General features: G+C 63.6%; 18 protein-coding genes and 1 riboswitch. Of the genes, 8 read left to right on the top strand and 10 right to left on the bottom strand.

From position 1 onward, the window contains the following. Window positions 1-6: 6 nt before the first annotated feature. From FJ434_RS09315 to FJ434_RS09305, 3 genes are all read right to left on the bottom strand, one after another. Window positions 7-1,020 (bottom strand): dihydroxyacetone kinase subunit DhaK, encoded by a 1,014-nt coding sequence (locus FJ434_RS09315; protein WP_181165855.1) that lies wholly within the window; start codon window positions 1,018-1,020, stop codon window positions 7-9. Window positions 1,021-1,150: 130 nt separating this feature from the next. After that, window positions 1,151-1,624, bottom strand: coding sequence for a 6,7-dimethyl-8-ribityllumazine synthase (locus FJ434_RS09310; RefSeq protein WP_027142233.1), 474 nt, complete (start codon window positions 1,622-1,624; stop codon window positions 1,151-1,153). A gap of 77 nt (window positions 1,625-1,701) precedes the next feature. Further along, window positions 1,702-1,846: riboswitch (FMN riboswitch) on the bottom strand. A 96-nt stretch (window positions 1,847-1,942) separates the two neighbouring features. Further along, window positions 1,943-3,118: an MFS transporter gene (locus FJ434_RS09305; RefSeq protein WP_140745812.1), complete on the bottom strand. Its 1,176-nt coding sequence runs from the start codon at window positions 3,116-3,118 to the stop codon at window positions 1,943-1,945. 48 nt (window positions 3,119-3,166) lie between these two features. Here FJ434_RS09305 and FJ434_RS09300 point away from each other — a divergent pair, with 48 nt between their 5' ends. Beyond that, window positions 3,167-3,706 (top strand): Lrp/AsnC family transcriptional regulator, encoded by a 540-nt coding sequence (locus FJ434_RS09300; protein ID WP_140745810.1) that lies wholly within the window; start codon window positions 3,167-3,169, stop codon window positions 3,704-3,706. Between the two features lie 117 nt (window positions 3,707-3,823). Here the strand turns inward: FJ434_RS09300 and mtnA are convergent, their stop codons facing one another. After that, window positions 3,824-4,918, bottom strand: a complete 1,095-nt coding sequence (mtnA, locus tag FJ434_RS09295) for an S-methyl-5-thioribose-1-phosphate isomerase (protein ID WP_140714694.1) — start codon at window positions 4,916-4,918, stop codon at window positions 3,824-3,826. After that, complete coding sequence (mtnK, locus tag FJ434_RS09290; protein WP_140745807.1) at window positions 4,915-6,186, bottom strand: S-methyl-5-thioribose kinase; 1,272 nt, start codon at window positions 6,184-6,186, stop codon at window positions 4,915-4,917. Before mtnK ends, mtnA begins: the two co-directional genes overlap by 4 nt. 137 nt (window positions 6,187-6,323) lie before the next feature. Between mtnK and FJ434_RS09285 the strand changes: the two genes are divergently transcribed. The 3 genes from FJ434_RS09285 (at window position 6,324) to FJ434_RS09275 (ending at window position 10,014) form a co-directional block, all read left to right on the top strand. Next, window positions 6,324-7,835: a sugar ABC transporter ATP-binding protein gene (locus tag FJ434_RS09285; RefSeq protein ID WP_140746075.1), complete on the top strand. Its 1,512-nt coding sequence runs from the start codon at window positions 6,324-6,326 to the stop codon at window positions 7,833-7,835. Between the two features lie 81 nt (window positions 7,836-7,916). Beyond that, window positions 7,917-8,912, top strand: a complete 996-nt coding sequence (locus FJ434_RS09280) for an ABC transporter permease (protein WP_140505557.1) — start codon at window positions 7,917-7,919, stop codon at window positions 8,910-8,912. A gap of 49 nt (window positions 8,913-8,961) precedes the next feature. Next, the gene (locus FJ434_RS09275; protein WP_140745805.1) at window positions 8,962-10,014 is read left to right on the top strand and encodes a substrate-binding domain-containing protein; all 1,053 of its coding nucleotides are present in this window, start codon (window positions 8,962-8,964) and stop codon (window positions 10,012-10,014) included. Window positions 10,015-10,105: 91 nt separating this feature from the next. On the opposite strand, the gene FJ434_RS30570 is transcribed toward FJ434_RS09275, so the two are convergent. From FJ434_RS30570 to FJ434_RS09260, 3 genes are all read right to left on the bottom strand, one after another. Further along, on the bottom strand, window positions 10,106-10,255 hold the full coding sequence (locus tag FJ434_RS30570) for a type II toxin-antitoxin system YafQ family toxin (RefSeq protein ID WP_348640742.1): 150 nt from the start codon (window positions 10,253-10,255) through the stop codon (window positions 10,106-10,108). Between the two features lie 202 nt (window positions 10,256-10,457). Then, window positions 10,458-12,512 carry a bifunctional aldolase/short-chain dehydrogenase gene (locus FJ434_RS09265; protein ID WP_140745803.1) on the bottom strand — a complete coding sequence of 685 codons (2,055 nt, stop codon included), beginning with the start codon at window positions 12,510-12,512 and terminating at the stop codon, window positions 10,458-10,460. Between the two features lie 86 nt (window positions 12,513-12,598). Next, the gene (locus FJ434_RS09260) at window positions 12,599-13,564 is read right to left on the bottom strand and encodes a sugar-binding transcriptional regulator (protein ID WP_140714682.1); all 966 of its coding nucleotides are present in this window, start codon (window positions 13,562-13,564) and stop codon (window positions 12,599-12,601) included. 202 nt (window positions 13,565-13,766) lie between these two features. Between FJ434_RS09260 and FJ434_RS09255 the strand changes: the two genes are divergently transcribed. The 4 genes from FJ434_RS09255 to FJ434_RS09240 all read left to right on the top strand — a co-directional run bounded on the left by FJ434_RS09255 (window position 13,767) and on the right by FJ434_RS09240 (window position 20,799). Further along, window positions 13,767-15,407, top strand: coding sequence for an acyl-CoA synthetase (locus FJ434_RS09255; protein WP_140745801.1), 1,641 nt, complete (start codon window positions 13,767-13,769; stop codon window positions 15,405-15,407). A 190-nt stretch (window positions 15,408-15,597) separates the two neighbouring features. Beyond that, a complete protein-coding gene (locus FJ434_RS09250) occupies window positions 15,598-16,203 on the top strand; it encodes a TetR family transcriptional regulator (RefSeq protein ID WP_140505548.1) in 606 nt (201 codons plus the stop codon). Between the two features lie 54 nt (window positions 16,204-16,257). Continuing rightward, entirely contained in the window at window positions 16,258-17,400 is a 1,143-nt protein-coding gene (locus tag FJ434_RS09245) for an efflux RND transporter periplasmic adaptor subunit (protein ID WP_027142247.1), read from the top strand. Between the two features lie 258 nt (window positions 17,401-17,658). Continuing rightward, complete coding sequence (locus FJ434_RS09240; protein WP_140745799.1) at window positions 17,659-20,799, top strand: efflux RND transporter permease subunit; 3,141 nt, start codon at window positions 17,659-17,661, stop codon at window positions 20,797-20,799. An 82-nt stretch (window positions 20,800-20,881) separates the two neighbouring features. Here FJ434_RS09240 and FJ434_RS09235 read toward each other — a convergent pair whose 3' ends face one another. Continuing rightward, complete coding sequence (locus FJ434_RS09235) at window positions 20,882-22,591, bottom strand: APC family permease (RefSeq protein WP_140745797.1); 1,710 nt, start codon at window positions 22,589-22,591, stop codon at window positions 20,882-20,884. Between the two features lie 255 nt (window positions 22,592-22,846). Next, on the bottom strand, window positions 22,847-25,216 hold the full coding sequence (locus FJ434_RS09230; RefSeq protein WP_140745795.1) for an aminomethyltransferase family protein: 2,370 nt from the start codon (window positions 25,214-25,216) through the stop codon (window positions 22,847-22,849). Between the last annotated feature and the right edge of the window lie 25 nt (window positions 25,217-25,241).

Raw genomic sequence — 25,241 nt, 5'->3', positions numbered from 1 at the left:
CGCTCCTCAGCCGGCACGGAACATGGCGCAGTCGCAGGGATGGTCGAGCATCGTCTGCAACTCTTCGTCGAGATGGAAAAGCGTCACCGAGGCGCCGGCCATTTCCAGCGACGTGCAATAATTGCCGACCCAGGTCGCGTGGACGGAAACGCCGATTGCATCGAGCCGCTGCTTGACCCGACGGTTCATGATGTAGAGCTCCATCAGCGGCGTCGATCCCAGCGAGTTGACCAGCACCGCGACCTTGTCGCCCCGCTTCGGCGCCATCTCGGCGAAAATCTTGTCGAGCATCTCGTCGGCAATCTCATCGGCGGTCCCGAGCTTGCCGCGCGCGATGCCGGGTTCGCCATGGATGCCCATGCCGATCTCCATCTCGTCGGCGCCGATGTCGAAATTCGGCCGCCGCGTCTGCGGCAGCGAGCAGGGCGACAGCGCCACGCCCATGGTGAAGGTGTGGTCGTTGGCCTTGCGCGCGATGCGTTCGCATTCGTCGAGCGAGAGCATGAGGTCGCAGGCCGCACCGGCGGCCTTGAATATGAAGAAATTGCCGGCGACACCACGCCGCTTCTGCCGCTGGTCGCGTGGTGCCGAGGCGACGTCGTCGGTGGTCAGCACGGTTCGCACCTCGACGACGTCCATGCCGGCCATCTCGGCCGCCATGTCGAAATTCATCACATCGCCGGCATAGTTGCCGTACATGAACAGGACGCCGGCACCGCCGCTGACCGCCTTGGCGCATTCCAGGATCGGATCCGGTGGTGGCGAGGCAAAGACGTTGCCGATCGCCGCCGCGTCCGCCAGCCCCTTGCCGACAAAGCCGAGAAAGGTCGGCTCGTGGCCGGAGCCGCCGCCGATCACCAGCCCGACCTTGCCGGGCCGTGCGCCGTCGCGGGCGATGATCGAGCGCGGGCTGCCGTCCACGCTTGTGAGATGGCGAGGATGCGCGGCCAGGATCCCTTCGAGCATTTCGTCGACGGCGCGGTTGCCGTCGTTGATGATCTTCTTGGTCTGCACCGGCATCCTCCCGAACTCGGCATTTTCCTGGTCTTGTTTATGCACATTGTCGCCCCAAAACCGCTGCGGTTTTTTTTGGGCGACATGCATCCGATACTACCGGCTGTTGCCGGGATTTCCACCCGGCTTCAGTGCTTCAGGCCGCGATCTTTTCCCGCGCGGCGAGGATCTGCACACAGGCGTTGGCCGCCTCTTTGCCCTTGACCGTGAAATGCTCGAAGAAGAAGCGGTGATGCTCGGCGCTGTCGTGAAAATTGTGCGGCGTGAGCACCGCCGACAGGACCGGCACGCCGGTCGACAGCTGCACGTTCATCATGCCGTCGATGACTGCACCGGCGACGAAGTCGTGCCGGTAGATGCCGCCATTGACGACGAACGCCGTGCCGAGGATCGCGGCGTAGCGGCCGGTCCCGGCAAGCGTCTTGGCATGCAGCGGAATCTCGTAGGCGCCGGGCACGTCGAAGACGTCGACGGCAAAGCGTCCGCCGCCGATCTCGGCCAGCTCCGCTTCGAAGGCTTGCACGCACTGGTCGACGATGTCGGCATGCCAGCGCGCCCTGATGACGGCGACGCGGGTTGTTTCATAGTCTTTGTGGGAATGCTGATTCATGGGTCCATCCTTCCGTTTCGAACCAGAATCAGGACGCACGATACGAAATCCGGCCCGCCGAGGCGGTCCGTTTTCCGTTTCGTTCTCTTTCATCCGGACTCTAACCGTCGGCTCCGGAATCACACCGGATCTGCTGACCTTTCCGATGCCGGAAAGCGCTCGCGGGCTTCGGCCGAAGCCGTTACCGCCGGTGGGGACTTTCACCCCGCCCTGAGAACATTAACGCGCTCTGTATGAAGAGCAGGGGTGCCGCTGTCAACCGCGCGACAGGCCGCTGGCCAATCACGTTCTGTCGGCTGGAGCAATGCGATGATGGCTCTACCGGGTGCGCCACGCTGCAGCCGAGGCGGCAACCAGCATCAGCACCGCCGCGACCATCGCGCATGTGGCAAAGCCGAAGCCGGAATAGAGCGGCCCGAAGCCTGTGGTGCCGACGAACACCGCGAGGTAGGTTACCGCGCTGTTCAGGCCCATGATCGTACCCCGCCGTGACGGATCGAGCGCCGACAGGCGCATCACCAGCACGTTCAGGCCGAAATGATTGGCAAGCCCCCAGGCGGCCATCATGGCGAGCGTCAGGCCATAGCTGTCGCTGGTCGCGGCGATCGCCACGTGGATCATGGCGACGAGAAGATAGGCGAAAGGCATGACGCGCCTCGCGCCAAGGCGATCGATGATGCCGTCGAAGAGCGCCGCCGTGCCGAACCCCGTGCCATAGGCGAGGGCCGCCAGACCGTTGGCGCTGACCGCCTGTCCCAGTCCGCTGTGAAGATGATCGCCGAGATAGCCATAGACACCGTAGAAGGCGGTCATGAAGGCGCCGCAGGCGACCAGCAGTGGCACGATGCCGGGAATGCCGAACGCTTCGAACGGCGAGGGCGCCGGCCCGGTCTTCCTGACATCCGGGAGCGACGATGCGCTGAGACCGCCGAGCGCCAGGGTGGCAAGCAGCGCCACGGCGGCGAAGACGGCGCGCCAGTGCACGAGATCGGCAAGCACCGCCGACAACGAAACGCCGGCCACCATGCTGAGTGTCCATCCGGTCAGCACCACGCCGATCGTGCCGCTTTCGCGGCCGGGCGGAGCAATAGCCGCGGCACTGGCGTAGATTGCCGGCATCGCGACGCCGGCGGCAATGCCGGCGACAAGCTGCGCGGCAACCAGTGCGGCCACCGTGGGCGCAGCGGCGCTGGCGACCAGGGCCAATGCCAGCAGCAGCAAGGCTGCCTGCAGCATCCGGCGCGCGCCGACCCGGTCGATATGGCGTGCCAGGAACAGGGCGCTCGCCGATGTGCCGAGGCCGAAGGCGGCCGCCGCCGTCATCACCGTGGGAACGCTGGTCGCGAACGATACGGCCACCGCCGGAGCGATCGGGCCCAGCACCAGCGAATTCGAGCCGATCACGGCGATGCATCCGGTCAGGAGATAGGCAAGGGCCGGAATGGGCGGCCTGGTGTCCGCGTTCAAGGTTGCAGCTTGATCATTGTTCGACATATCATCATAATGGCCGTATTAAATTCCGTGACAATCGGGAATATCGGCATGGATGCAGAAACAGATGGCATTCAGCGGAACAGGCCGGCGGCCCGGGATGTCGACGCGACCGACCGAAAGATATTAGGCGTTCTGGTCGACGACGCGACCGTCAGTTACGCCGAGCTCGGCGAACGTGTCGGCCTGTCGCCGCCGGCAGCGCATGAGCGCGTCAAGCGGCTTCGGCGCAGCGGCGCCATCCGCAACACGGCCGCCATCATTGATCCCAACGCGGTGAGAAAGCCGCTGCTCACCTTCGTCCACATCGACACCAGCGGCTGGGGCAAGACCCCGGAACTGATGGCGATCTCGGAATATCCCGAGGTCGAGGAGATCCACACCGTAGCCGGCGACACATGTGTCCTGCTCAAGGTGCGTACCGAGGACACCAAGGCGCTCGAAGGACTGCTATTGCGTCTCTACGAGACACCCGGCGTCACCTCGACGCGCAGCTACGTGGTTCTGGCGACCTACCTCGAACGGCCGGTGCAGCCCGGCATCACGGCGCAATGGCCGACGCCGAAGCACATGGGCAAGCCGCTCTACTGAAGCAATTCCAGGAAAACTGTGCTGCGGTTTCCGTTGGGGATTGCGTGAAAACAGAGAGTTGGAGCGGCCGGCGATTCCAGCTGGACCGCTCTAACGGATGACGCAGCTCGGTTCTGATTATCCCCGCTCGGGGAACATCGCCTTCAGCCCTTCGCGCGATGCCTTGGCGATGCCGCGCTCGGTGATCAGTCCGGTCACCAGCCGTGCCGGCGTCACGTCGAAGGCGGGGTTCCTTGCCGGCGTCGCTTCGGGCGAGACACGCACCTGGGCGATCTCGCCCGTGGCGGTCTTGCCCCAGACCAGCGATACCTCGTCGCCCGAGCGCTCCTCGATCGGGATTTCGGCGAGGCCGTCGCCCACCGTCCAGTCGATGGTGGGAGAGGGCAGCGCGACGTAGAACGGCACGTCGTTGTCGGCTGCGGCGAGCGCCTTCAGATAGGTGCCGATCTTGTTGCAGACATCGCCGTCGGCTGTCGTGCGGTCGGTGCCGACGATGACCATGTCGATCGCGCCGCGCTGCATCAGATGGCCGCCGGCATTGTCGACGATCAGCGTGTGCGGCACGCCATGGCCGGCCATTTCCCAGGCGGTCAGTTGGGCGCCCTGGTTGCGCGGGCGTGTTTCATCCACATAGACATGGACCGGAATGCCCGCTTCCACAGCGAGATAGATCGGTGAGGTGGCTGTGCCGTAGTCGACAGTCGCCAGCCAGCCGGCATTGCAGTGGGTGAGGATATTGACCGGCTCGCCCGGCTGCTTGCGGGCCGCGATGTCCTTGATGATGGCGAGACCGTTCTCGCCGATGGCGCGGTTGAGCCCGACATCCTCGTCGGCGATTTCACTGGCGCGCCGATAGGCGGCAGCGGCGCGTTGTCCGGCCGGCAACGGCCGCAGGAAACGCCGCATCTCGTCCAGCGCCCAGCGCAGGTTGATCGCCGTCGGTCGTGTCTCGTGCAGTGTTTCCCACACGCTGTCGAGCGCTTCGTCGGACGGATCGTGCGCCATTTGCATGGCGACGCCGTAGGCCGCGGTGACCCCGATCAACGGTGCGCCGCGTACCCACATGTCGCGGATCGCGGTGGCGATGCCGGCGACCGTGCCAAGCTTCTCGATGCGGAATTCATGCGGCAGCCAGCGCTGGTCGATGATCTCCACCGAGCGGCCGTCGTCGCTGAGCCAGATGGTCCGATAGTGGCGGTCGCCGACGTTCAAATGCTGTTCTCCTGTTCGATCAGCGCGGCCAGATTGTTGACCTCGTCGATGCTGTGAATCTGGCGCCGGTTGACGGCGATGTGGCGGCCGAATTTCAGTGCCTTCGCCTCACAACTGGCGCGCAGATCTTCATCGGCAATGGTCTCGAAGTCGGCATTGTGGGCGAGGCCGAGGATGCGCCTGTGCACCTCGATGCCGGCAAAGCCGAGCAGATCGGTCCAGATCTGGTGCAGCACATGATCGAGCGCCTGCTCGGCGCCCAGCCTGTCGCCCTGATCCTCGAACAGGCTCTTCTGGTAGAGCATGCCGGTGCGCTCGGTGCGCCACAGATGCGAGAACTCGGTGCGGAACACCGCCCATGTCTCGACCACGACATTGAGCAGATAGGCACGCATGGCGTCGCGCATGCCCTTCTGCTCATGCCCGCGTTGCGAGAAGAACGACATCCAGAAATTGGCGAGCAGCATGCCGACGTCGAACGCCATCGGACCGTAGAAGGCGAATTCCGGATCGATTATCCGCGTTTCCTGATCGGTGACCATGATCGAGCCGGAATGCAGGTCGCCATGCAGCAGCGTCTCGGCATTGGCGGTGAAGAGATGCTTCAGCCGCTGCGCCTCCACCTTGAGGTCGCGATCGGCCCGCAGTTCGGCCACCAGACCGTCGAGCTGCGGACTGGTGTGGCGGTTCATCTTGGCGTCGAAATACGGGTCTGAGAACACCAGGTTCTCGGTGATGTCGCAAAGCTCGACATTGTCCGCGAACAGCGCCAGGTCCGCCTTGCGCTCCTTGGTCACCATCGACAGGTCGGACCCGCGGAACAGGGTGCGGGCCATGAACAGGCCGATATCCCGGGCAATGTTCGGCAACTGCCGGCCTTCGATCAGCGCCCGCCGCAGGATGATGTGCGGCGACAGATATTCCATGATGATCAACGCCTGGACCTCGTCGAAGTAGTAGATCGCCGGCACCGAGCCCGGCGCGCGCGCCTCCTGCCGGGTCAATGCGTGGTATTCGAAGAAGGAGCGCTTCAAGGGGAGCGGCCAGCTGTCGCCGACGAGCCGGACATAGGGCAGGGCTTGCTTGACGATGGCGCCGCCGCTGGCGCCTTCGATGATGAACACCAGGTTCAGATTGCCGTCCCCGACCTCGCGGACCTTCCAGGCGCTCGCATCCTTGCCGATCTTCGCGCACAGCGCTTCGTTCGTGCTGAGACGTGTTGCGAGCGTCTCCACCGACAATGCTTCGAACGGCAATTTCCCAGTCATCCTTGTCCCTCCCGCCTGTGTGCTCCCATCATAAGGGAGCCTTGACGGCGAGGCCAAGCTAGGAAGCCGTCTGGCAATTGTCAATCGTGTTGACAATTGCCGATATTGACCATAGCGTCATGGTCAGGGAGGAACGCATGGTCGGCAATGCCGTGTTCCGCGTAGAGGGACTGAGGAAATCCTTTGGCCGCAACGAGGTGCTTGGCGGCATCGCGCTGGACCTCCATGCCGGTGAGGTGACCGTGCTGATGGGCGCCAACGGCGCCGGTAAATCCACCCTCGTCAAGATCGTCAGCGGCGTCTACGAGCGTGGCGGCGGCACGATGACGCTTGCCGGGCAGGATTTTGCGCCGAACACGCCGGCGGAAGCGATCCGCGCGGGTGTCGTCACCGTGCACCAGAACATCAATGATGGTGTCGTCGCCGATCTCGACGTCGCCACCAATCTCACCCTCGACAGGCTGAGCGGCAAAGGCTCGCCGACCCTGTTCAATCCCGCTCGCGTGCGCCGCGAAGCCAAGGCGGTCGCCGACCGCATGGGGCTGGATATCGATTTGAAGGCGCGCGTCAGTGACCTTTCGCTCGCCGATCGCCAGATGGTGGCGATTGCCCGGGCGCTGGCACACCAGCCGAAAGTGCTGATCCTCGATGAGCCGACCTCGTCGCTCTCCAGCGCCGAAGCCGACAGGCTGTTCGCGCTGGTCGACCGGCTGCGCGAGCAAGGCGTGGCGATCCTCTATATCTCGCACCGCATGTCGGACATCAGGCAGCTTGCGGACCGCATCGTCTCGATGCGCGACGGTGTCGTCTCGGGCACCTTTGACACCAAGCCGCTCGACTATGAGGGCGCGGTCAACGCCATGCTCGGCCGCAAGATCCATCTCGACCGTGTCGTCGCCAGGAGTTCCGCCAGGGCGGTCCTGACGATCGAAGGCCTGCGGATCGCGCAGGGCGCCCGGCCGATCTCGCTGACGCTTGGCGATGGCGAGGTCGTCGCCGTCACCGGTCTCGTCGGCGTCGGCAAGACCGCTCTTGCCGAGACGCTGTTCGGCGTGCGCCGACCACTCGCCGGCACCATGACGATGAACGGCAAGCCTTACGCGCCGCGCTCGGCGGGCGACGCGATCGCGGCCGGCGTGTTCCTCGTCGCCAAGGATCGCGCCACCAGCGGCATTGTCGGCGGCTTCAACATCGAGCGCAATGTCAGCTTGCCTTTCCTGAAGCGTATGTCGAATTTCAGCGTGCTCAAGCGCCGCCTCGAACGCGCCACCGCGCGCCGGCAGATCGAGCAGCTCGGCATCGTCTGCCGCTCCGAGAAGGATGAGATGTCGGCATTGTCTGGCGGCAACCAGCAGAAGGTGATGGTCGCCCGCTGGATGACCCAGAATGCCGCACTGTTCATCCTCGACGAGCCGTTCCAGGGCGTCGACATTTCGGCCCGGCGCGACATCGCGGCCAAGCTGAGGGCAAGCGCCAATGGCCGCGCCACGCTTTTGTTCGTCACCGAACTCGACGAAGCGCTGGAGACTGCCGACCGCATCCTGGTGATGTCGGAGCACACGATCGTCGGCGAACACCGCAACGTCGATGTCGATCTAGATCGCCTGCTGGCCGAGGTCGCGGGCGGACCGCTGCACAGCGCTGCCTGAGCGTGGCGGCCGATGGAATTGGATTGGAGAAACCATGGATTGGAGTTGGGTAAAAACCGCAGTGGCGCCGGGGTGCGCAGAATGACGCTGCGCGACCACGCCATCCGCTATGGATTCATCGTGCTGTTGTTCGGATTGGTCGCCTATTTCGCGATCGCCGCCGACGGGTTCGTCTCGCCGCAAAGTGCCGTCTTCATCTTCCAGTCGGTCGCCATCACCGGCGTGCTGGCGCTTGGTGTTACTGCCACCCTGGTGGTCGGCGGCTTCGACCTGTCGATCGGTTCGGTCGCGACCTCGGCCATGATGGCGGCGGCCTATGTCATGGTGGTGCTGGAGCAGAACGCGTTCGTGGCGGTCATCGTATGCCTATTGATCGGCGCCATCGTCGGCCTGATCAATGGCTGGCTGATCGTCTACATGCGCGTGCCGGACCTGCTGGCGACGCTCGGCATGATGTTCCTGCTGGTCGGCCTGCAGCGCATCCCGACAGAAGGCCGCTCTATCGCCACCGGCATGACCATGCCCGACGGCTCGGTCGCCAACGGCAAGTTCTCCGATGCCTTCCTGGCGCTTGGCCGCCACCGCTTCGATTTCTTCATCCCGAACCTCATTCCGGTGTCGGTCGTCGTGCTTCTGGTGCTGGCCGTGCTGATCTGGTTCTTCCTCGAATACACCCGCTTCGGCCGCATGATGTACGCCGTCGGCTCCAATGAGCGCGCCGCCGAACTCGCCGGCGCGCCTGTCAAGGCATACAAGATCTGGGCCTACGTTATTTCAGGAGTTTTTGCCTCGATCGGCGGCATTTTGCTCGCCGCGCGGCTTGGACGCGGCGACATCGCCTCGGGTAATAATCTGCTGCTCGATGCGGTTGCCGCGGCGCTGATCGGCTACGCGGTGCTTGGCGCCGCGAAGCCGAACGCCTTCGGCACCGCCATCGGCGCGCTGTTCGTCGGCATCTTGCTGCAGGGCCTGACGATGATGAACGCGCCCTACTACACGCAGGATTTCGTCAAGGGCGTGGTTCTGGTCGTCGCCCTTGTCTTCACCTTTGCCCTTTCGGGCAGGGGCAGGAACTAGCATTCGGCCGGATAGGATTTTGGGTTCAACAAAAGTGGAGGAAAACAAGGTGAACATCACAAGAAGACTTCTGGGGAAAGTGGCGCTCGGGCTCGCCGGCGCAACCATGCTGATGCAGGTCCCGGCATTGGCCGCCGATAAGCCGGCGCCGTTCGACAAGCCCGGCGTCAAGATCGCGCTGGTGCGCTACCTCTCGACCGGCGACTTCTTTCAGGCCTATCTGTCGGGCGTCGAGGCGCAGTCGAAGGCGCTCGGCATCGACCTGCGCGTGCTCGACAGCCGCCAGGACGCCGCCCTTCAGGCCGACATGGTCGATCAGGCCATTGCGCTCGGCGTGCAGGGCATCATCATCCAGCACGGCCTGACGGAATCGATGAAGGACGCCGCCCAGCGTGCCGTCGACGCCGGCATCAAGGTGGTCGCCTTCGACGTCAATGTCGAAAACCCCAAGATCCCGCAGATCGAACAGTCGGACAAGGACTTGGCGCGCCTAGCGCTCGAACAGGCGGTCAAGGACAACGGCGAAAGCTGGAACGCCGGCTATGTCTATGTCGCCGGCATCGCGCCGCTCGACCGCCGCAACGAAACCTGGGTCGACGTGAAGAAGAAATATGCCGGCATCAAGGAAGCCGCCATGTTCGGCACGCTCGACAATCCGATCGCCAACTCCGTCGCCAACCAGGCACGCTCGGTGCTGTCGGCGCACCCCGACATCAACGTGATGTTCGCCCCTTATGACGAATTCGCCAAGGGCGTGAAGATCGCCGTCGACGAAGCGAGCCTGAACAAGAAGATCAAGATCTATTCGGCCGACATTTCGACGTCCGACATCGCGGCGATGCGCGAGCCCGATAGTGCCTGGGCGGCGACCGCCGCGACCAACCCGGCCGTCGTCGGCCAGGTCTCGGTGCGCGCCCTGGCGCAGTTGCTCGCCGGCGAAGATCCCGGCCACAACGTCATCGTGCCGCCGACGCTGATTACCCAGAAAGAGTTGATCGACAAGGACATCAAGAACATGGAAGGCCTGTCGGCCAAGCTGCCGCAGTTCGCCCACGCCGACGTCGCCATGCCTGCCTGGATGCCGAACCCCAACGCGAAGTAGCGTTCGGCACAAATTCTCACTGATTATCGAGTTGAGACGAAATGAAAGCCGCCCTGCAGCAAATCGCTGCGGGCGGCTTTTTCGATGACGTTCACTCGTTGAACAGGTCGGAATGAGAACCGGTACGGGCAAGCTGCAATTCGTCGCCGACAACGCGGTAGATCAGGAGCCAGTCTGGTTCGATATGCGCGTCACGAAAGCCTTTCCAGTCCCCTTTCAGGGGATGATCCTTGTACGCCACCGGCAGTTCTTGTCCGGCGATGAGCCTAACAGATCGCGCAACTTGCCCAGGTCCTTGCCACGCCTTTCCACACGCTTCACATCCCGGCGAAATTGCCCGGAGCGAATGGGGACTGGCACGCTTAGATCCCCAAATCCTTGAACAACTCATCAGCCGAGGCAAGGCGTTTGCCTTTGATTGCTGCGATCGTTCAGCAGCAAGCCTACCGCAGCGCCGCGGCAATGTTGCCGCCGTCGACTGTCGTCACATCCGCGGTCGTCCGGTCGGCCAGGGCGTGATGCAGGAAGGCCTGCGCCACATCCTGCGCCGTCACTTCCTGGCCGAGCAGATTGCCGGACATGTAGTCCTTCTCCGACACGCCGCGCGCGCCCGAGCGGCTGGCGATCATCGCGTCCGTCAAAAGACCCGAGCGGATGCGGTCGGCGTTGACGGCATTCGAACGGATGCCATGGGCGCCGTAGTCGAGCGCGTATTGCCTGGACAGGAACAGCGTCGCTGCTTTCGGCACGCCATAGGCGCCGAACTTCGGGCCGGGGTTGACCGCCTGCTTGGAGGTGTTGAACAAGAGAGCGCCGCCGGTGCCCTGTTCGAGCATGATGCGCACGGCGTTCTGCGCCGCCGACTGGTGGGCGAAGAAATTGAGCTCGAAGCTCTTGCGCAGCAGCGCATCGTCAAGCTCGCCGATGCGGCCCTCCCATGCGGCGCCCGCGTTGGACACCAATATGTCGACGCCGCCGAACACGGCGATCGCCTTGTCGAATGCGGCGCGCATCTGGTCCGGGTCGGTGATGTCGGCGCCAACGCCGATCGAATTGTTGCCGGCTTTCCCAGCGGCATCAGCGGCCTTTTCGGCGTCGAGATCGACGACGACGGCATGAGCGCCATTGTCGGCGAAAAGTTTTGCGGTCGCCGCACCAATCGCACCGGCGCCACCGGTGATCAGCACCACCTGTCCGGTCAGTGGCTTCGGCTTGTTGGAGGCAAGCTTGGCCTGTTCCAGCGACCAGTATTCGAGCGGGAAAAGCTCGGCCTTGGACAATGGGTGGAAACGCCCGACCGCCTCGGCGCCGCGCACGGCCTCGATCCACATCTCGCCGACGTCCGATGCGATCCTGGCGTCCTTCAATGTGCGGCCATGACCGAACATGCCGAGCCCCGGCACCAGCGTCAGCCGCGGCATGGGATCGAGCATGGTGCGCTTGACGTCGTCGAGCGCGTCATTGGTCTCGAAATAGGCACGATAATCCTTGGCGAAGGCATCGACATGGCTCTTGATCACCGCCTTGTAGTCATCGACCTTGTCGGCGTCGGGCGCTGGCACCGCCATCGGTCCGGTCTTGATGCGGATCGACAGATCTGGCGTCGACACGCCACGTTGTGCATAGTCGGCGATCTCTGCCGAATTGATGAAATCGACGATCGCGTCCGAGGTACGGAAATCGCTGATCATGCGGTCGAAGCGGCCCTCGCCGCGTGGCGCCGCGACAGCGCCGCGCAGCATGGGCGCGACCACCGCCGGTGACGCGAGCCTGGCCGGCAATGCCGCCTTGGCCGGCTGCGGCTTGGCGTGCTTGGCCACATAGTCCTCGGCGACGTTCACATAATGGATCATCCGGTCATAGGCCTGCCTGGCATCGTCGCCGAAAGTGAAGATGCCATGCTTGTCGAGGATCAGGCCTTCTACCGTAGGGTCGGCGTCGAAGACGTCGGCAGCCGCCTTGGCGAGGTCGAAGCCTGGCATGATGTAGGGCACGTAGCCCATCTTTGCTCCGAACACCTTCGCCACCAGCGGTTTGCTGTCTTCCTGATCGACAATGGCCAGGATGGCGGTCGAATGGGTGTGGTCGACGAATTTGTGCGGCAGGAAGGCATGCAGCAGGGTCTCGACCGATGGGTTGGGCGAGGCGGGGTCGATCAGGTTTGCCCGCTGCAGGGCGACCATGTCCTCGTCGGAAAGCCTGTCCAGCTTGCGCGCCTTGAGCAGGGCGCCCATCTTGACGGCGGGCAGGCCCTGCGGCTCGATGACGGCCATGTCCCAGCCGCTGCCCTTGACGCACAGAACGTCCCACTCGTCGCCGACGAGGTCGGTCGCCTTGATCTTGCAGGAGGTGTTGCCGCCGCCATGCAGGACCAGCTGTGGCACGCCGCCCAGAAGCCGCGTCGTGTAGACACGCAAGGCCAGGTCGTGGCCGACGCCCTTCTTCGCATAGTCGGCAACGAGTTTTTCAGCCGCGTCGTCGTTCCACAGGTTCTTCATGTTCGCTTCGTCCAGTTGCTGTTTTTGATGGTGAAACAGGAATGCCGCGACGCCTTGATGACAATGCGTCGGCAAAGGGTTGGTTTTCAGGATGCCTTTTCTGCTGACGCTCCGGCATGATCGAGCAGCCGCTGCGCCATATGCGCGCCGACCACCAGATGCGTGCAGAGGCCGCCGGCGATTGCCGCGAGCAGCGGCTCGAACTTGCTGTCTTCCTGCACGACCATCAGCCGCTTCCCGATGACGCGCAGTGAAGCAAGCCCCGCCGAGATGACCCGCCGGTTGTAGCTGCAGTCGAGCAACTCGCCACCGGCATCGATGATCTGCCCGGCAATGACACCGGCGGCACCTTCCTTGCGCAGTGCCGCCATCTCGGCTGCCGTCAGCGCACCGCATTTCACCAGGTGGCTGTCGGCATCGACCGCGCCGATGGAGTAGAGCGCAAGATCGCAGTCGCTGATCCCGGCAAGCTGATCGCGGATCACGGGCTCGGCGCGCAGGCCTTGCGCCAGTTCCTCGGTCGACAGCACCAGAGGCGCGTAGAAATTGAGGCCCTTGGCATTGAGCCGCCGCGCGATTTCCATGGTGCACTGGTCGGGCCGGTAGGAATAGGGCGCGCCGAGATTGCCACAGAGCTGCACCACGGTGACGTCCTGCAGGTCGGCATAGGACATGATGTCGGCGATGGTGTAGACGGTGCGGCCCCAGGCGACGCCGATGCGGTCGCCCTTCCTGACGAGTTCCAGGAAAACGCTTGCCGCCAGCACCGCGATATCGGTCGAGGGATCGGCGAGGTAGGCGTTTTCCGGCGCGATCCAGACGGCGTCGAGCTTCAGGGCATCTTCCAGCCTGCGCGCCATGATGTCGTCGGTGAAGAGCTGCGTCGAGGTCGAGATGTTGACGATGCCTGTCTCGCGCGCCTTGCGCAGATACATGGCGACGGAAGCGCGCGAAATGTTGAGCTGATTGGCCACTTCGTCTTGGCGAAGCCCATGGGCATAGTAAAGCCAGGCCGCCTTGTGGATGAGCTGTTCTGCCGGTCGGATCGCCATGCCGCCTCCTTGCCTGACATTAGTCACGGCTCTCGACAAAAGTCAAATTTGGATGAGCAGGGAGGGATCTTCTGCCGGCGCGGCGCAATCGAGATCACCGTTCCAGCAAGTCGGCGCAGTATAGCATTCTCGGCCCTTCTGGGGGATAGCGTGACGACGAGCGTAAGGTTAGAAAGCTCGAAAAGACTTTGGGGAGAACGGGATGGCCAGTCCCTACGAACAGGATCTCGACAGGAACGCCGCCAACCACCAGCCGCTGACGCCGCTCACCTATCTGGAGCGCGCTGCAAAGACTTATCCCGACCACATCGCCATCATCCATGGCGGCCAGCGCATCAGCTATCGTGATTTCTGGCGCCGCTCGCTGAAGCTCGCTTCGGCGCTGCACAAGCACGGCATCGGCAAGGGCGATACGGTGACGGTCATGCTGTCGAACACGCCGCCGATGCTGGAGGCGCATTTCGGCGTGCCGATGACCAAAGCGGTGCTGCACTCGCTCAATACGCGCCTCGACGCCGCGGTCATCGCCTTCCAGCTCGATCATGCCGAGACCAAGGTGCTGATCGTCGATCGCGAGTTCTCCGGAGTCGTGCGAGAGGCGCTCGATCTGGCCAAGGTCAAGCCGCTGGTCATCGATTACGACGATCCCGATTACGCCGCTGACGCGCCCTATCCGAAAGGCGAGCGGGTCGGCACGGTGGACTATGAGGCCTTTGTCGCCAATGGCGACGAGGAGTTCGCCTGGTCGATGCCGGACGACGAATGGGACGCGATCTCGCTCAACTACACGTCGGGCACGACAGGCAATCCCAAGGGCGTCGTCTACCATCACCGTGGTGCCGCGCTGATGGCCTACACCAACACCATCCATGCCGGCATGGCCAAGCACGCGGTCTATCTCTGGACGCTGCCGATGTTCCATTGCAATGGCTGGTGTTTTCCCTGGACGCTCGCGGTCCAGGCCGGCACGCATGTCTGCCTGCGCTGGGTGCGGCCGAAGCCGATCTATGACGCCATCGCCGACCACGGCGTCACGCATCTGTGCGGGGCGCCGGTCGTCATGTCGGCGCTGATCAATGCCAGGGAGGAGGACAAGCGTGCATTTGCGCAGACCGTCACCTTCAACACGGCTGCCGCGCCGCCGCCCGAAGCCGTGCTGTCGGGGATGGCCGATGCCGGCTTTGCCGTCACCCATCTCTACGGATTGACCGAAACGTATGGTCCGGCTGTCGTCAACGAATGGCATAATGGCTGGGACGCGCTCGACAAAGGGGCGAGGGCGGGCAAGAAGGCACGGCAGGGCGTGCGCTACGCTGCGCTCGAAGGCCTGACGGTGATGGACCCAGAGACCATGGCCGAGACGCCCGCCGACGGCGAGACCATCGGCGAGGTCATGTTCCGGGGCAACATCGTCATGAAGGGCTATCTGAAGAACCGCAAGGCGACCGACGAGGCTTTCGCCGGCGGCTGGTTCCACTCCGGTGATCTCGGCGTCATGCATCCCGACGGCTATATCCAGCTCAAGGACCGCTCCAAGGACATCATCATCTCCGGTGGCGAGAACATTTCCTCGATCGAGGTCGAGGACGCGCTCTACAAGCATCCCGCCGTCGCCTCCTGCGGCGTCGTGGCGCGCCATGACGACAAATGGGGCGAGGTGCCTGTCGCCTATGTCGAGCTGAAACCGGGCAAGGTGGCGAGCGAGGCAGAGATCATCGAGCACTGCCGGACGCTGCTTGCCCGCTTCAAAGTGCCGAAAGCGGTGATCTTCGCCGAGATACCGAAGACCTCGACCGGCAAGATCCAGAAATTCCGGCTGCGGGAAATGGCCAAGGTCGCCTGAAGCCCTCCGGCGGCCTTTCGAGAGAATTATTTTCAGTGGCCCGCATCCTGAGGGCGCCTTGTGACGTCTATGGGATGTCACCATCTGTCACCAATCGTACGCGTACATCGAATCCGCGTTGACACAGCGCTCTTTTCGATTTACGAGTGATGAAAATCGAAATTCGTCACTCGTTATTTGACAGAGAGCTATGTCCGAAGCCGCCAACATCGTCGCCGACGTCGCCCGACAGGAAAATGTGACGCGCATTCTCGATTGCGCCGAGCGCCTGTTCCGCCACTATGGTTACGGCAAGACCAATGTCGCCGACATTGCCCGCGAACTCGGCATGTCGCCAGCCAACATCTACCGTTTCTTTGCCTCCAAAGTCGAAATCCACCAGGCCGTCTGTGGCCGGATGCTCGGCGCCAGCTACAAGATGGCCTACGAGATCATGCACCTGCCGGCCAGCGCCGAGGAGCGGCTGCGGCGTTACGTGCATGCGCAGTACAAGATGACGATGGAGGTCATGCTCGATGACCAGAAGGTCCACGAGATGGTCATCGTCGCCCTCGAGCGCGACTGGGGCGTCATCGACAAGCATGTCGACAGCATCCACGATCTCTTCGCCGAGGTGATCCGCGAGGGCATCGAGGCCGGCGAGTTCAGGAAACAGGACCCGGTGACCGCGTCGCGCTGTTTCGGTGCCGCCACCGTCATCCTGTGCCATCCGCAGATGGTGGCGCAGTGCCTCGCCAAGACCAATCGGGCGATGCCCGACGAACTCATCGATTACGCAATCAGAGCCTTGAAATAGCCGCCGCCAGCCGGTGCCGGTGTCGACAGTCCGTCTCCAGTCGGGAGTATCAAAATGTTTTTGCCCAGTTCCATCCTTCGCAAGCTGCCAGCTGCCGGCCTGATCGTCGCATCGCTTGGGCTCGCCGGCTGCTCGCAGGAAAAAGCGGAGGTGAAGGACATCATTCGCCCGGTCAAGGTCGTCGAGATCGCCCAGGCCCATGACACCCGCACGCTGTCCTATTCCGGATCGGTGCGCGCCCGCACCGAGAGCACACTGGGTTTCCGGGTCAACGGCAAGATCACCGAGCGTCTCGTCGACATCGGCCAGCGCGTGGCGCCTGGCGATGTGCTGGCCCGCATTGATCCCTCCGACTATGACCTGTCGGTCAAGAGCGCGCAGGCCGCGCTGGATGCCTCCGAACGGCAGGTCGAGACCGTCGAACTCGCCCGCAAGCGCGCCGAGCAGCTTTTCGCCAAGAACTTCGCGCCGAAATCGCAGCTCGAACAGGCAACGCTGACCTATGACCAGGCCGTCGCCACGCGCGACTCTGCCCGTTCGACGCTTGCCCAGGCCAGGAACCAGGTCGGCTATACCGACCTAAAGGCCGACAGGGACGGCATCGTCACGGCGGTCAACGCCGATGTCGGCCAGGTGGTCGGGTCGGGCACGCCGGTGGTCACCGTCGCGGTCGATGGCGAAAAGGAAGTGCTGATCGCGGTTCCGGAAATGGAGATCGCGCAGTTCAAGCCGGGCAAGGACGTCAAGGCGGGCTTCTGGTCCGATGCCGCTCTGGCGCTCGACGGCAAGGTTCGCGAGGTCGCCGGCAGCGCGGATCCGCAGTCGCGCACCTTTGCCGTCCGCGTCAGCCTGCCCAACGACCCGCGCGTGCTGCTCGGCATGACCGCCAATATCGAGGCGTCGGCGGCTAATGAAAAGCAGCTCGTGTCCATCCCGCTGAGCGCGCTCGCCGAGAAAGACAGCCAGTCGATCGTCTGGACGGTCGATCGTGGCGCCGACACGGTTCATGCCCGTCCGGTCAAGGTCGCCAAGTTCGCCGCCGATGGCGTGCGTGTCGCGGAGGGATTGAAACCGGGCGATATCGTGGTCGCCGCCGGTACGCAGTTCATGACCGAGGACCTAAAGGTGAAACTCGCCGGCGGCATCACACAGCAGTCCGCCTCGGCCGAGGGCGGGGACGCCAGCCAGCTGCGCTGACGACAGACAGGTCGGCCGCGCGTTCCCGCGGCCGCAGGTTTCCGGGCGGCGTGCCCGAAAGGTCGAGACGTCAAGGCCGATGTACCCCCGCATCGACCCTCGCGTCCCACCGCGATGAGTGTCTCTCCGCTCGAAGAGCGACGCCGCCCGGAAATCAGTATCGAACGCAGATGATTTCGTTTCGCGCGCCGCGCTTCTTCGTAGCACCTTCCTCGAAGCACCAGGGCGCCGGCAACCAAGCAAAGTGGACCACCACCGATGACGACCTCCACTGAAGAAAAGCGGCCCTTCAATCTCTCTCGTTGGGCAATCGGCCATCCTTCGATCGCGCGCTTCCTGTTCGGGCTGATCATCATCGCCGGCGCGCTCGGCCTGATGCGCATGGGCCAGAAGGAAGATCCCGACTTCACCTTCCGCGTCATGGTCGTGCAGGCGATTTGGCCGGGCTCCTCGATCCAGGAGATGGAAGACCAGGTCGTCAACAAGATCGAGCGCAAGCTGCAGGAGACGCCGCATCTCGACTTCGTGCGTTCCTTCACCCGCGCCGGCAGCGCCATCATCACCGTCCAGATCAAGGGTGACGCCAACGCCGCCGAAGTGACCGATGCTTTCTATCAGGTGCGCAAGAAGGTCGGCGACATATCGGGCGACCTGCCGCAGGGTCTGCTCGGCCCCTATTTCAACGACGAATTCGGTGACACCTTCATCACGCTGCATTCGATCAGCGGCGACGGCTTCTCCTATCCCGAGCTGAAGAAGTTCGCCATCCAGGCGCGTGATATGCTGTTGACGACGCCTGGCGTCGAAAAGGCGGTCATCATCGGCGACCAGCCGGAAAAGCTCTACATCGATGTCTCGTCCAAGGCGCTGGCCGAACGCGGCCTGACGCTGACCGACGTGCAGAACGCGATCAAGGGCCAGAACAATGTCGACCCTGCTGGTTCCGTCGACACCGGCGTCAATTCGGTGCGCATTTCGGTCGAAGGCGATGTCGCCAAGGCCGCCGACATCCGTGAACTGCGCCTGCGTGCCGGCGGCCAGGTCACCCGGCTTGGCGACATCGCCACCGTCACTTCGGGGCTGGAAGATCCCTTCCAGCGCAAATACCGCTTCAATGGTCACGACAGCGTGCAGCTTGGCGTCGTCATGGCCAAGGGGTTTAAAGTCACCGACGTCGGCAAGGATGTCGAGGCGACCTACAAGCACTTCGAGGAAGCGCTGCCCTATGGCGTTTCGGTCGACCAGATTTCCGACCAGCCGGGCGTCGTCACGGACGCGGTAGCCGAATTCATGCATGCGCTCGGCGAAGCGCTGCTGATCGTGCTCGTCGTCTCGTTCCTGTCGATCGGCTGGCGCTCGGGCCTGGTGATCGCCATCGCCATACCGCTGGTGCTCGCCGCCACCTTCGCCATCATGTACGAGATCGGCATCGACCTCCAGCGCATTTCGCTGGGCGCGCTGATCATCGCGCTCGGCCTGCTCGTCGACGATGCCATGATCGTCGTCGAGATGATGGAGCGCAAGCTCGAGGAGGGGCTGGTCAAGATCGAGGCGGCGAGCTTCGCCTATTCCTCGACCGCCTTCCCGATGCTGACCGGCACGCTGATCACCACCGCCGGCTTCATCCCTGTCGGCTTTGCCGCTTCGACGGCTGGCGAATATGTGCGCACCCTGTTCTATGTCGTCGGCATCGCGCTGATCGTGTCGTGGTTCGTGGCGGTCTATTTCACGCCGTGGCTCGGCTATATGATCCTCAAGCAGCGCAAGCATGCCGGCAGCCATCACGACGCCTTCGACACCAGCTTCTATCGTCGGCTGCGTGCCACGGTCGGTTGGGCCGTGCGCCATCGCATCATCGTCCTGGTGATGACGCTGGTGACTTTCGGCACCAGCCTGTGGGCGTTCCAGTTCATCCCGCAGAATTTCTTCCCGCAATCGTCGCGGCCGGAAATTCTCGTCGACCTCTGGCTGCCGGAAGGCACCAGCATCAAGGAGGTCGAGACGCAGGCCAAGGCCCTGGAAGCCAAGATGATGGACGACAAGGACAAGCGTTTCATCGCCACCTACATCGGCGAGGGCGCCCCGCGCTTCTTCCTGCCGCTCGACCAGCAACTGCGCAACCCGAACTTCGCCCAGTTGCTTGTCATGGCCAATGACGAGCCGGCGCGCGAGCGGCTGATCGTCAAGCTGCGCACGGTTCTGGCGCAGGATTTCCCATCGATTCGTGCCAAGGTCGACCGCCTGTTCCTCGGACCGCCAACCGGCTGGCCGGTGCAGATGCGTGTCATGGGTCCGGACCGCCAGGAGGTGCGCCGCATCGCCGACCAGGTGAAGGCGAAGTTCCGGCAGGATCCGCTGCTCGGCGCCGTCCATGATGACTGGCTGGAGCCCGTTCCGGCGATGAAACTGGTCATCGACCAGGATCGCGCCCGTGCGCTCGGCGTCACCTCGCAGCGCATCCGCCAAATGCTGCAGGCCGCGATGTCCGGCGCGCCGCTCGACGATTTCCGCGACGGCGAGGAGACGGTATCCATCGTCGCCCGCGAGCCGGATGCCAGCCGCAGCCTGCTGTCCTCGGTCGACTCGGTCTATATCCCGACCGATTTCGGCGGCTTCGTGCCGCTGTCGCAGGTCGCCAAGGTGGTGCCTGTGCTGGAGCAAGGCATAGAGTGGCGCCGCGACCGCCTGCCGACGATCAGCGTTCGCGCCACATTGCCCGACGGCGTGCAGTCCAACGACGTCGTCACCAAGATGTACAAGGACTTGCAGAGCCTGCGCGACGGCCTGGCGCCCGGCTACAAGATCGAGATCCAGGGCGGGGCCGAGGATTCGGCCGAAAGCCAGGCTTCCATCGCCGCCAAGGCGCCGATCATGCTGGCCGTCATCGTCGTGCTCCTGATGATCCAGCTGCAGAACTTCGGCAAGGCGATGCTGGTGCTGGCGACCGGCCCGCTCGGTATCATCGGTGCTGCCGCCGCTCTGCTGATCAGCGGTGCGCCGTTCGGCTTCGTCGCCATCCTCGGCGTCATCGCGCTGCTCGGCATCATCATGCGCAACTCGATCATTCTGGTCGACCAGATCGACCAGGACATCGCCAGGGGCATGGACCGTTCCGAAGCGATCATCGGCTCGGCGGTGCGCCGCTTTAGGCCGATTGTGCTGACGGCGATGACGGCTGTGCTGGCACTGATTCCGATCTCGCGCGGCGTGTTCTGGGGCCCGCTCGCCTATGCCATGATGGGCGGCATTCTCGTCGCCACTGTGCTGACCATCCTGGTGCTGCCGGCGGGGTATGCGCTCTTCTTTGGACGGGAGCCCAAGAAAGCCAGGACCGACGAGCAGGCGCCAGCAGAGATCGAAGGCGTCGAACAGCCGCAACTGGCGTTGGCGGCGGAATAAGACAAAACCGGCCGGTCGAATTTGCGACTGGCCGGTTTTCCCTTAATGCAACAGTGGCTTGGGCCGTTTGGCGGTCAGACCATCAGATGACGAATACCCAATTGGCGATGAGCATGACCGCCACGCCGGCGACCAGCGTCAGATAGGGCAGCATGCCCGCCTTCCTGACCTTTAGATCGGCCGAGCTCATGCCGAGATCGGCCAGCATGTGATCGGGGAATTTGCCCTTGTCCTGGATGTAGTGGCGGAAGCAGAACACCGGGATGATCAGCGCAGCGGTGATCAAGCCGGCCCACAGAGCCATCGGGTTCCAAACCTTGGCGCCTGCGCCCATGAAGATGGCGTTGACATAGGCGAAGATCGCCCCAATCCCCAACAGCCAGCTAGGCGCTTTCCATGGCCGTGCGATATGGCCGTTGTCGATGCGGTGGATCCAGCCGGCGTTGAGGTTGAGGAAGTTGAAGATGATGTAGCCGCAGTTCGACACGGCGAGGATGAAGAAGAAGCTCGTCGCGTCGGCCGAGGCGATAGCCAGCACGATCAGGTTGAAGCAGAGGTCGGTCCACATGGCCCGCGTCGGCGCACCGTGCTCGTTGACGTGGCTGAGATAACGCGGCAGCCAGCCGTCGACCGAGCCTTGATAGAGCGTGCGCGAGGAGCCGGCCATCGCCGTCATGATGCACAGCACCAGCGCCAGGATCATCAGCATCACCAGAAGGCTGTGAATGATCTTGCCGCCGCCGACCATGCCGGCGAGTGCATCCGCCACGCCGGAGCCGTCGACGATCGGCGTTGCCAGCATGCCGTTCAGGCCCAGCACGCCCTGGAAGGTGAAGGGCACCAGGATGAACAAAAGCATGCAGAGCAGGCCGGAATAGAAGATGGCCTTGAACGTATCGGTGCCGGGGTTCTTGAACTCCGACGTGTAGCAGACGGCCGTTTCGAAGCCATAGGTCGACCACGCGGCGATGAACATGCCGCCGAGCGCCAATGTCCAGCCGGCGATGTTCCAAGAGCCGGGTTCGGGCGCGTAGGCGGCGGCCAGCGGCACCAGCGGCGAAAAGTTCGACCAGTCGATCTGGCCGGTGAAGATCGGCACCACGCCGACGATCAGCATCGGGATGATGACCAGCAGGCCGATATATTTCTGCACGCTGGCGGTGCCCAGGATGCCGCGATGCTGGATCGAGAAGATGATCAGCATCAGCACCGCGCCAATGAAGAAGGTGGCGTTGAGCGTGAACGAGACCGGTCCCAGCGTATGGCTCCACAGCGTCCAGTTACGGATCGCTGGTGTCGCGGCGGCCGTCACCGCGGTGATGGCGTCGGCGGGAACCGTTCCGGCATGCGCGGCGATGTAGGCGACGACATCGGGCGAAGTTTCGGTGAACAGCGGCACCGGCGCCAGCGCGTTGAGGATATAGGCGGCGGCGATCGAGCAGCCGAGCGACAGCACCGGCGACCAGGCGAACCAGTTGCACCACACCGACAGCGGCGCGATGAACTTGGAATAGCGCAGCCAGGCGGTGGCGCCATAGATCGAGGCGCCGCCGGATTTGTTCGGGAACAGGCCGGCGATCTCGGCATAGGTGAAGGACTGCAGGAAGCCCATGATCATGGACACCGTCCAGATCAGGAAAGCCAGCTTTCCCGTCGTGCCGGCAATGCCGCCGATCGAGAACAGCACCAGCGCCGGAACGCCACTCGCCACCCAGAAGGCGCCGCGCCAGTCGATATGCCTGAGCAGCTTGCTTTCGGCAGGCTGGTCCAGGACCGTACTTATCGTGCTCATGTCGATGAGTTCCCCTTTTTCGATGTTCCCCGCCAGCGATGCCTCGGCTACGCGAAGCTTGCTCCCCGGCAAATGATCGTTCCGGCCGCAGTGTTTCCACTCAGTCGTATTTTTTTCTTAACAGTGAAGATTGATCCGGCGCGCTTTCACGTCAAGCGATTTGTGAAACCATGCACATCACGCTTGCGCGCGCGGATGAAAAAGCATCCGGCGGGGTGGCCGGCGGGCGCTTTGAGAGCCCAAAAAGGGCAGTCGTCAGGAACGTGGTCTGGTCTTTTGCGGATCGTAGTGGGCAAAGGCGACGACCCGGGCCGGCAGCCGCTTGGCATGACCATCGAGCTTGCCGATCTCGACCTCCGTGCCGATGGCCGCGTGGGTGATGTCGAGCCGCGCCAGCGCGATGTTTTTGTTCAGCACCGGCGAGCGCATGCCCGACGTGACGACGCCGATCTGGGCGCGGCCGATATGGACGCAGTCACCATGGCCGACGGCGACATTGCTGTCTATGTCGAGGCCGACCAGCTTCGTCTGAGGATGGTCCTTGCGCCGGATCAGCGCCTCGCGGCCGATGAAATCGTCGGTCTTGGACTTCAGCGGCACGGTAAAGCCGATGCCCGCCTCGAATGGATCGGTCTGGTCGGAAAACTCGCAACCGGCGAAGATGAGCCCGGCCTCGATGCGCACCATGTCGAGCGCCTGCAGTCCCATCGGCTTCAGCCCATGCGGCTGGCCGGCTTCCCAGATGGCGTCGAACACCTTTTCGGCGTCGCGCGGATGGCACCAGATCTCGTAGCCGAGTTCGCCGGTATAGCCGGTGCGCGAGACGACGATGGGAATGCCATTGCCGCCGCCGATCCTGGCGACCGCGAAGCGGAACCATTCGAGTTCCTCGATCGAGGGCTGCAGCGGGGAGGTCCAGATCACCTGTTTCAGGATGTCGCGGCTCTTTGGCCCTTGCACGGCGATGTTGTGCATCTGGTCGGTGGACGAGCGCACCAACACGTTGAGGCCGAGCTTTGTCGCCGTCTCGCGCAGCCATTCGCCGGAGAGATCGTCGCCGCCGATCCAGCGGAAATTGTCCTTGCCGAGCCTGAGCAGCGTGCCGTCGTCGATCATGCCGCCATGCTCGTAGCACATGGCGGAGTAGACGACTCGGCCGACGCCGAGCTTCTTGACGTCACGCGTCAGCGTGTATTGCAGCAGCGCTTCGGCATCCGGACCGGTGACCTCGAATTTGCGAAGCGGCGACAGGTCCATGATCACCGCATCCTGCCGGCAGGCCCAGTATTCGGCGATAGGCCCTTCTTTGGCGAACGAGTTGGCCAGCCAATAGCCCCTGTACTCGACGAAGTCGCGCGTGTGTTTGGCAAAGCTCGAATGAAAAGCTGTCTCGCGGGTCATTTTGGGTTCCGAATCGGGCGTCATGCGTCTGGCGATCGCTCGCGAGAATCTATGCTGGCCGGAATAGGTCCGCACATGGATGTCGGTCAGGTCCCAGCCATTGGCCGGCGTCGTGTCGTCAGGACATGCGGAGGAGACGCAGACGATGTCGGTGAGCGCCCTGAGCAGAACATAGTCGCCGGCTCGCGACCATGGCTCGTCCGACACCATGACGCCATGAGCGTCGATCGCCGTGTTGAAGAAAAAGTTGATCGCCATCCAGCCGGCGCGGGGATTGACGCCCTTGCCGGTGAGCGCGCGGTTGAAATTCTCCGAGCAGTTGGTGTGGCCGGGATAGCCGATGTCGTCGTAATACTTCGCCGCACAGGCGAGCGCGAAGGCGTCGTGCCGGCCGCACGTGTCCTGCACCACCTCGACCAGCGGCTCCATGTCCTGGTCGTAGTATTTCGAATGCAGGCCGGGCATCGGATAGCTCGCGCCCATCAGCGTGCGCGTTGTCGTGACGTCGAGCGGATGGTCGAGCCCCTTGTCCAGCTTGCGCGCCGAAAAACACTGGAAGTCGGTGCACTGGCGCCCGTCGACATCGATGATCTGCAGATAGTCGCCCGCCTTGACGAAATAGGACTCCGCCGTCGCCGAATGGACGCGCAGATCGAGCACCGGATCGGCCAGTGGATCGGCAAGCCGGGATTCTGTTTTCAGGCGGATTGTGTTGCGCCGCACGATGACGCTGAGCGGCGTCGCCGTGTCATGGCCGTCGACCAGCATCGGCCCGCCGGGCGCGGCAATCAGCATCGCACCATCGCGCGCTATCGCGAATGCCTGCTCGGCACCGGCCGGAGTGGTGCCGCCAAATACGCGCACAGCCTTGGCCTTGTCGAGCTGAACCTGACGGCGTTCGAGGCCGCGGCGCACAGCCGAAAGACTGTCGTCGTCTTCGGTGAGCAGTGCCTTGATGCCGGCGGCACTACTATTGGATTTGTCACCGAGAATGTCGGGGTCGGTGACGCCCGACTTGTCCCAGGCCAGCAACTCGCAGGCCTGGCCGCCCTCGACATTGCGTACCGTGATCGTATCGCCGGCCTCGACCTCGATCAGCACCGCGCCATTGCCCTGTACGGTATAGCGCTCCATGCCGGCCGGCAGCGCGATCTGGCCCGGCCTCAGGATGAGGCTTGGCCTGGGCGGTCCGGCTGTCACGGCGGGGTAGGGCGACTGGCTCATCTCAGCCTTGCGGTTCGAGAAACAA

It is taken from the genome of Mesorhizobium sp. B2-5-13 (genome assembly GCF_006440535.1).
In the GTDB taxonomy this organism is placed as follows: Bacteria; Pseudomonadota; Alphaproteobacteria; order Rhizobiales; family Rhizobiaceae; genus Mesorhizobium; species Mesorhizobium salmacidum.
The sequence above is the reverse complement of the archived record's forward strand: the minus strand, read 5'-3'. Positions and strand labels throughout refer to the sequence as shown.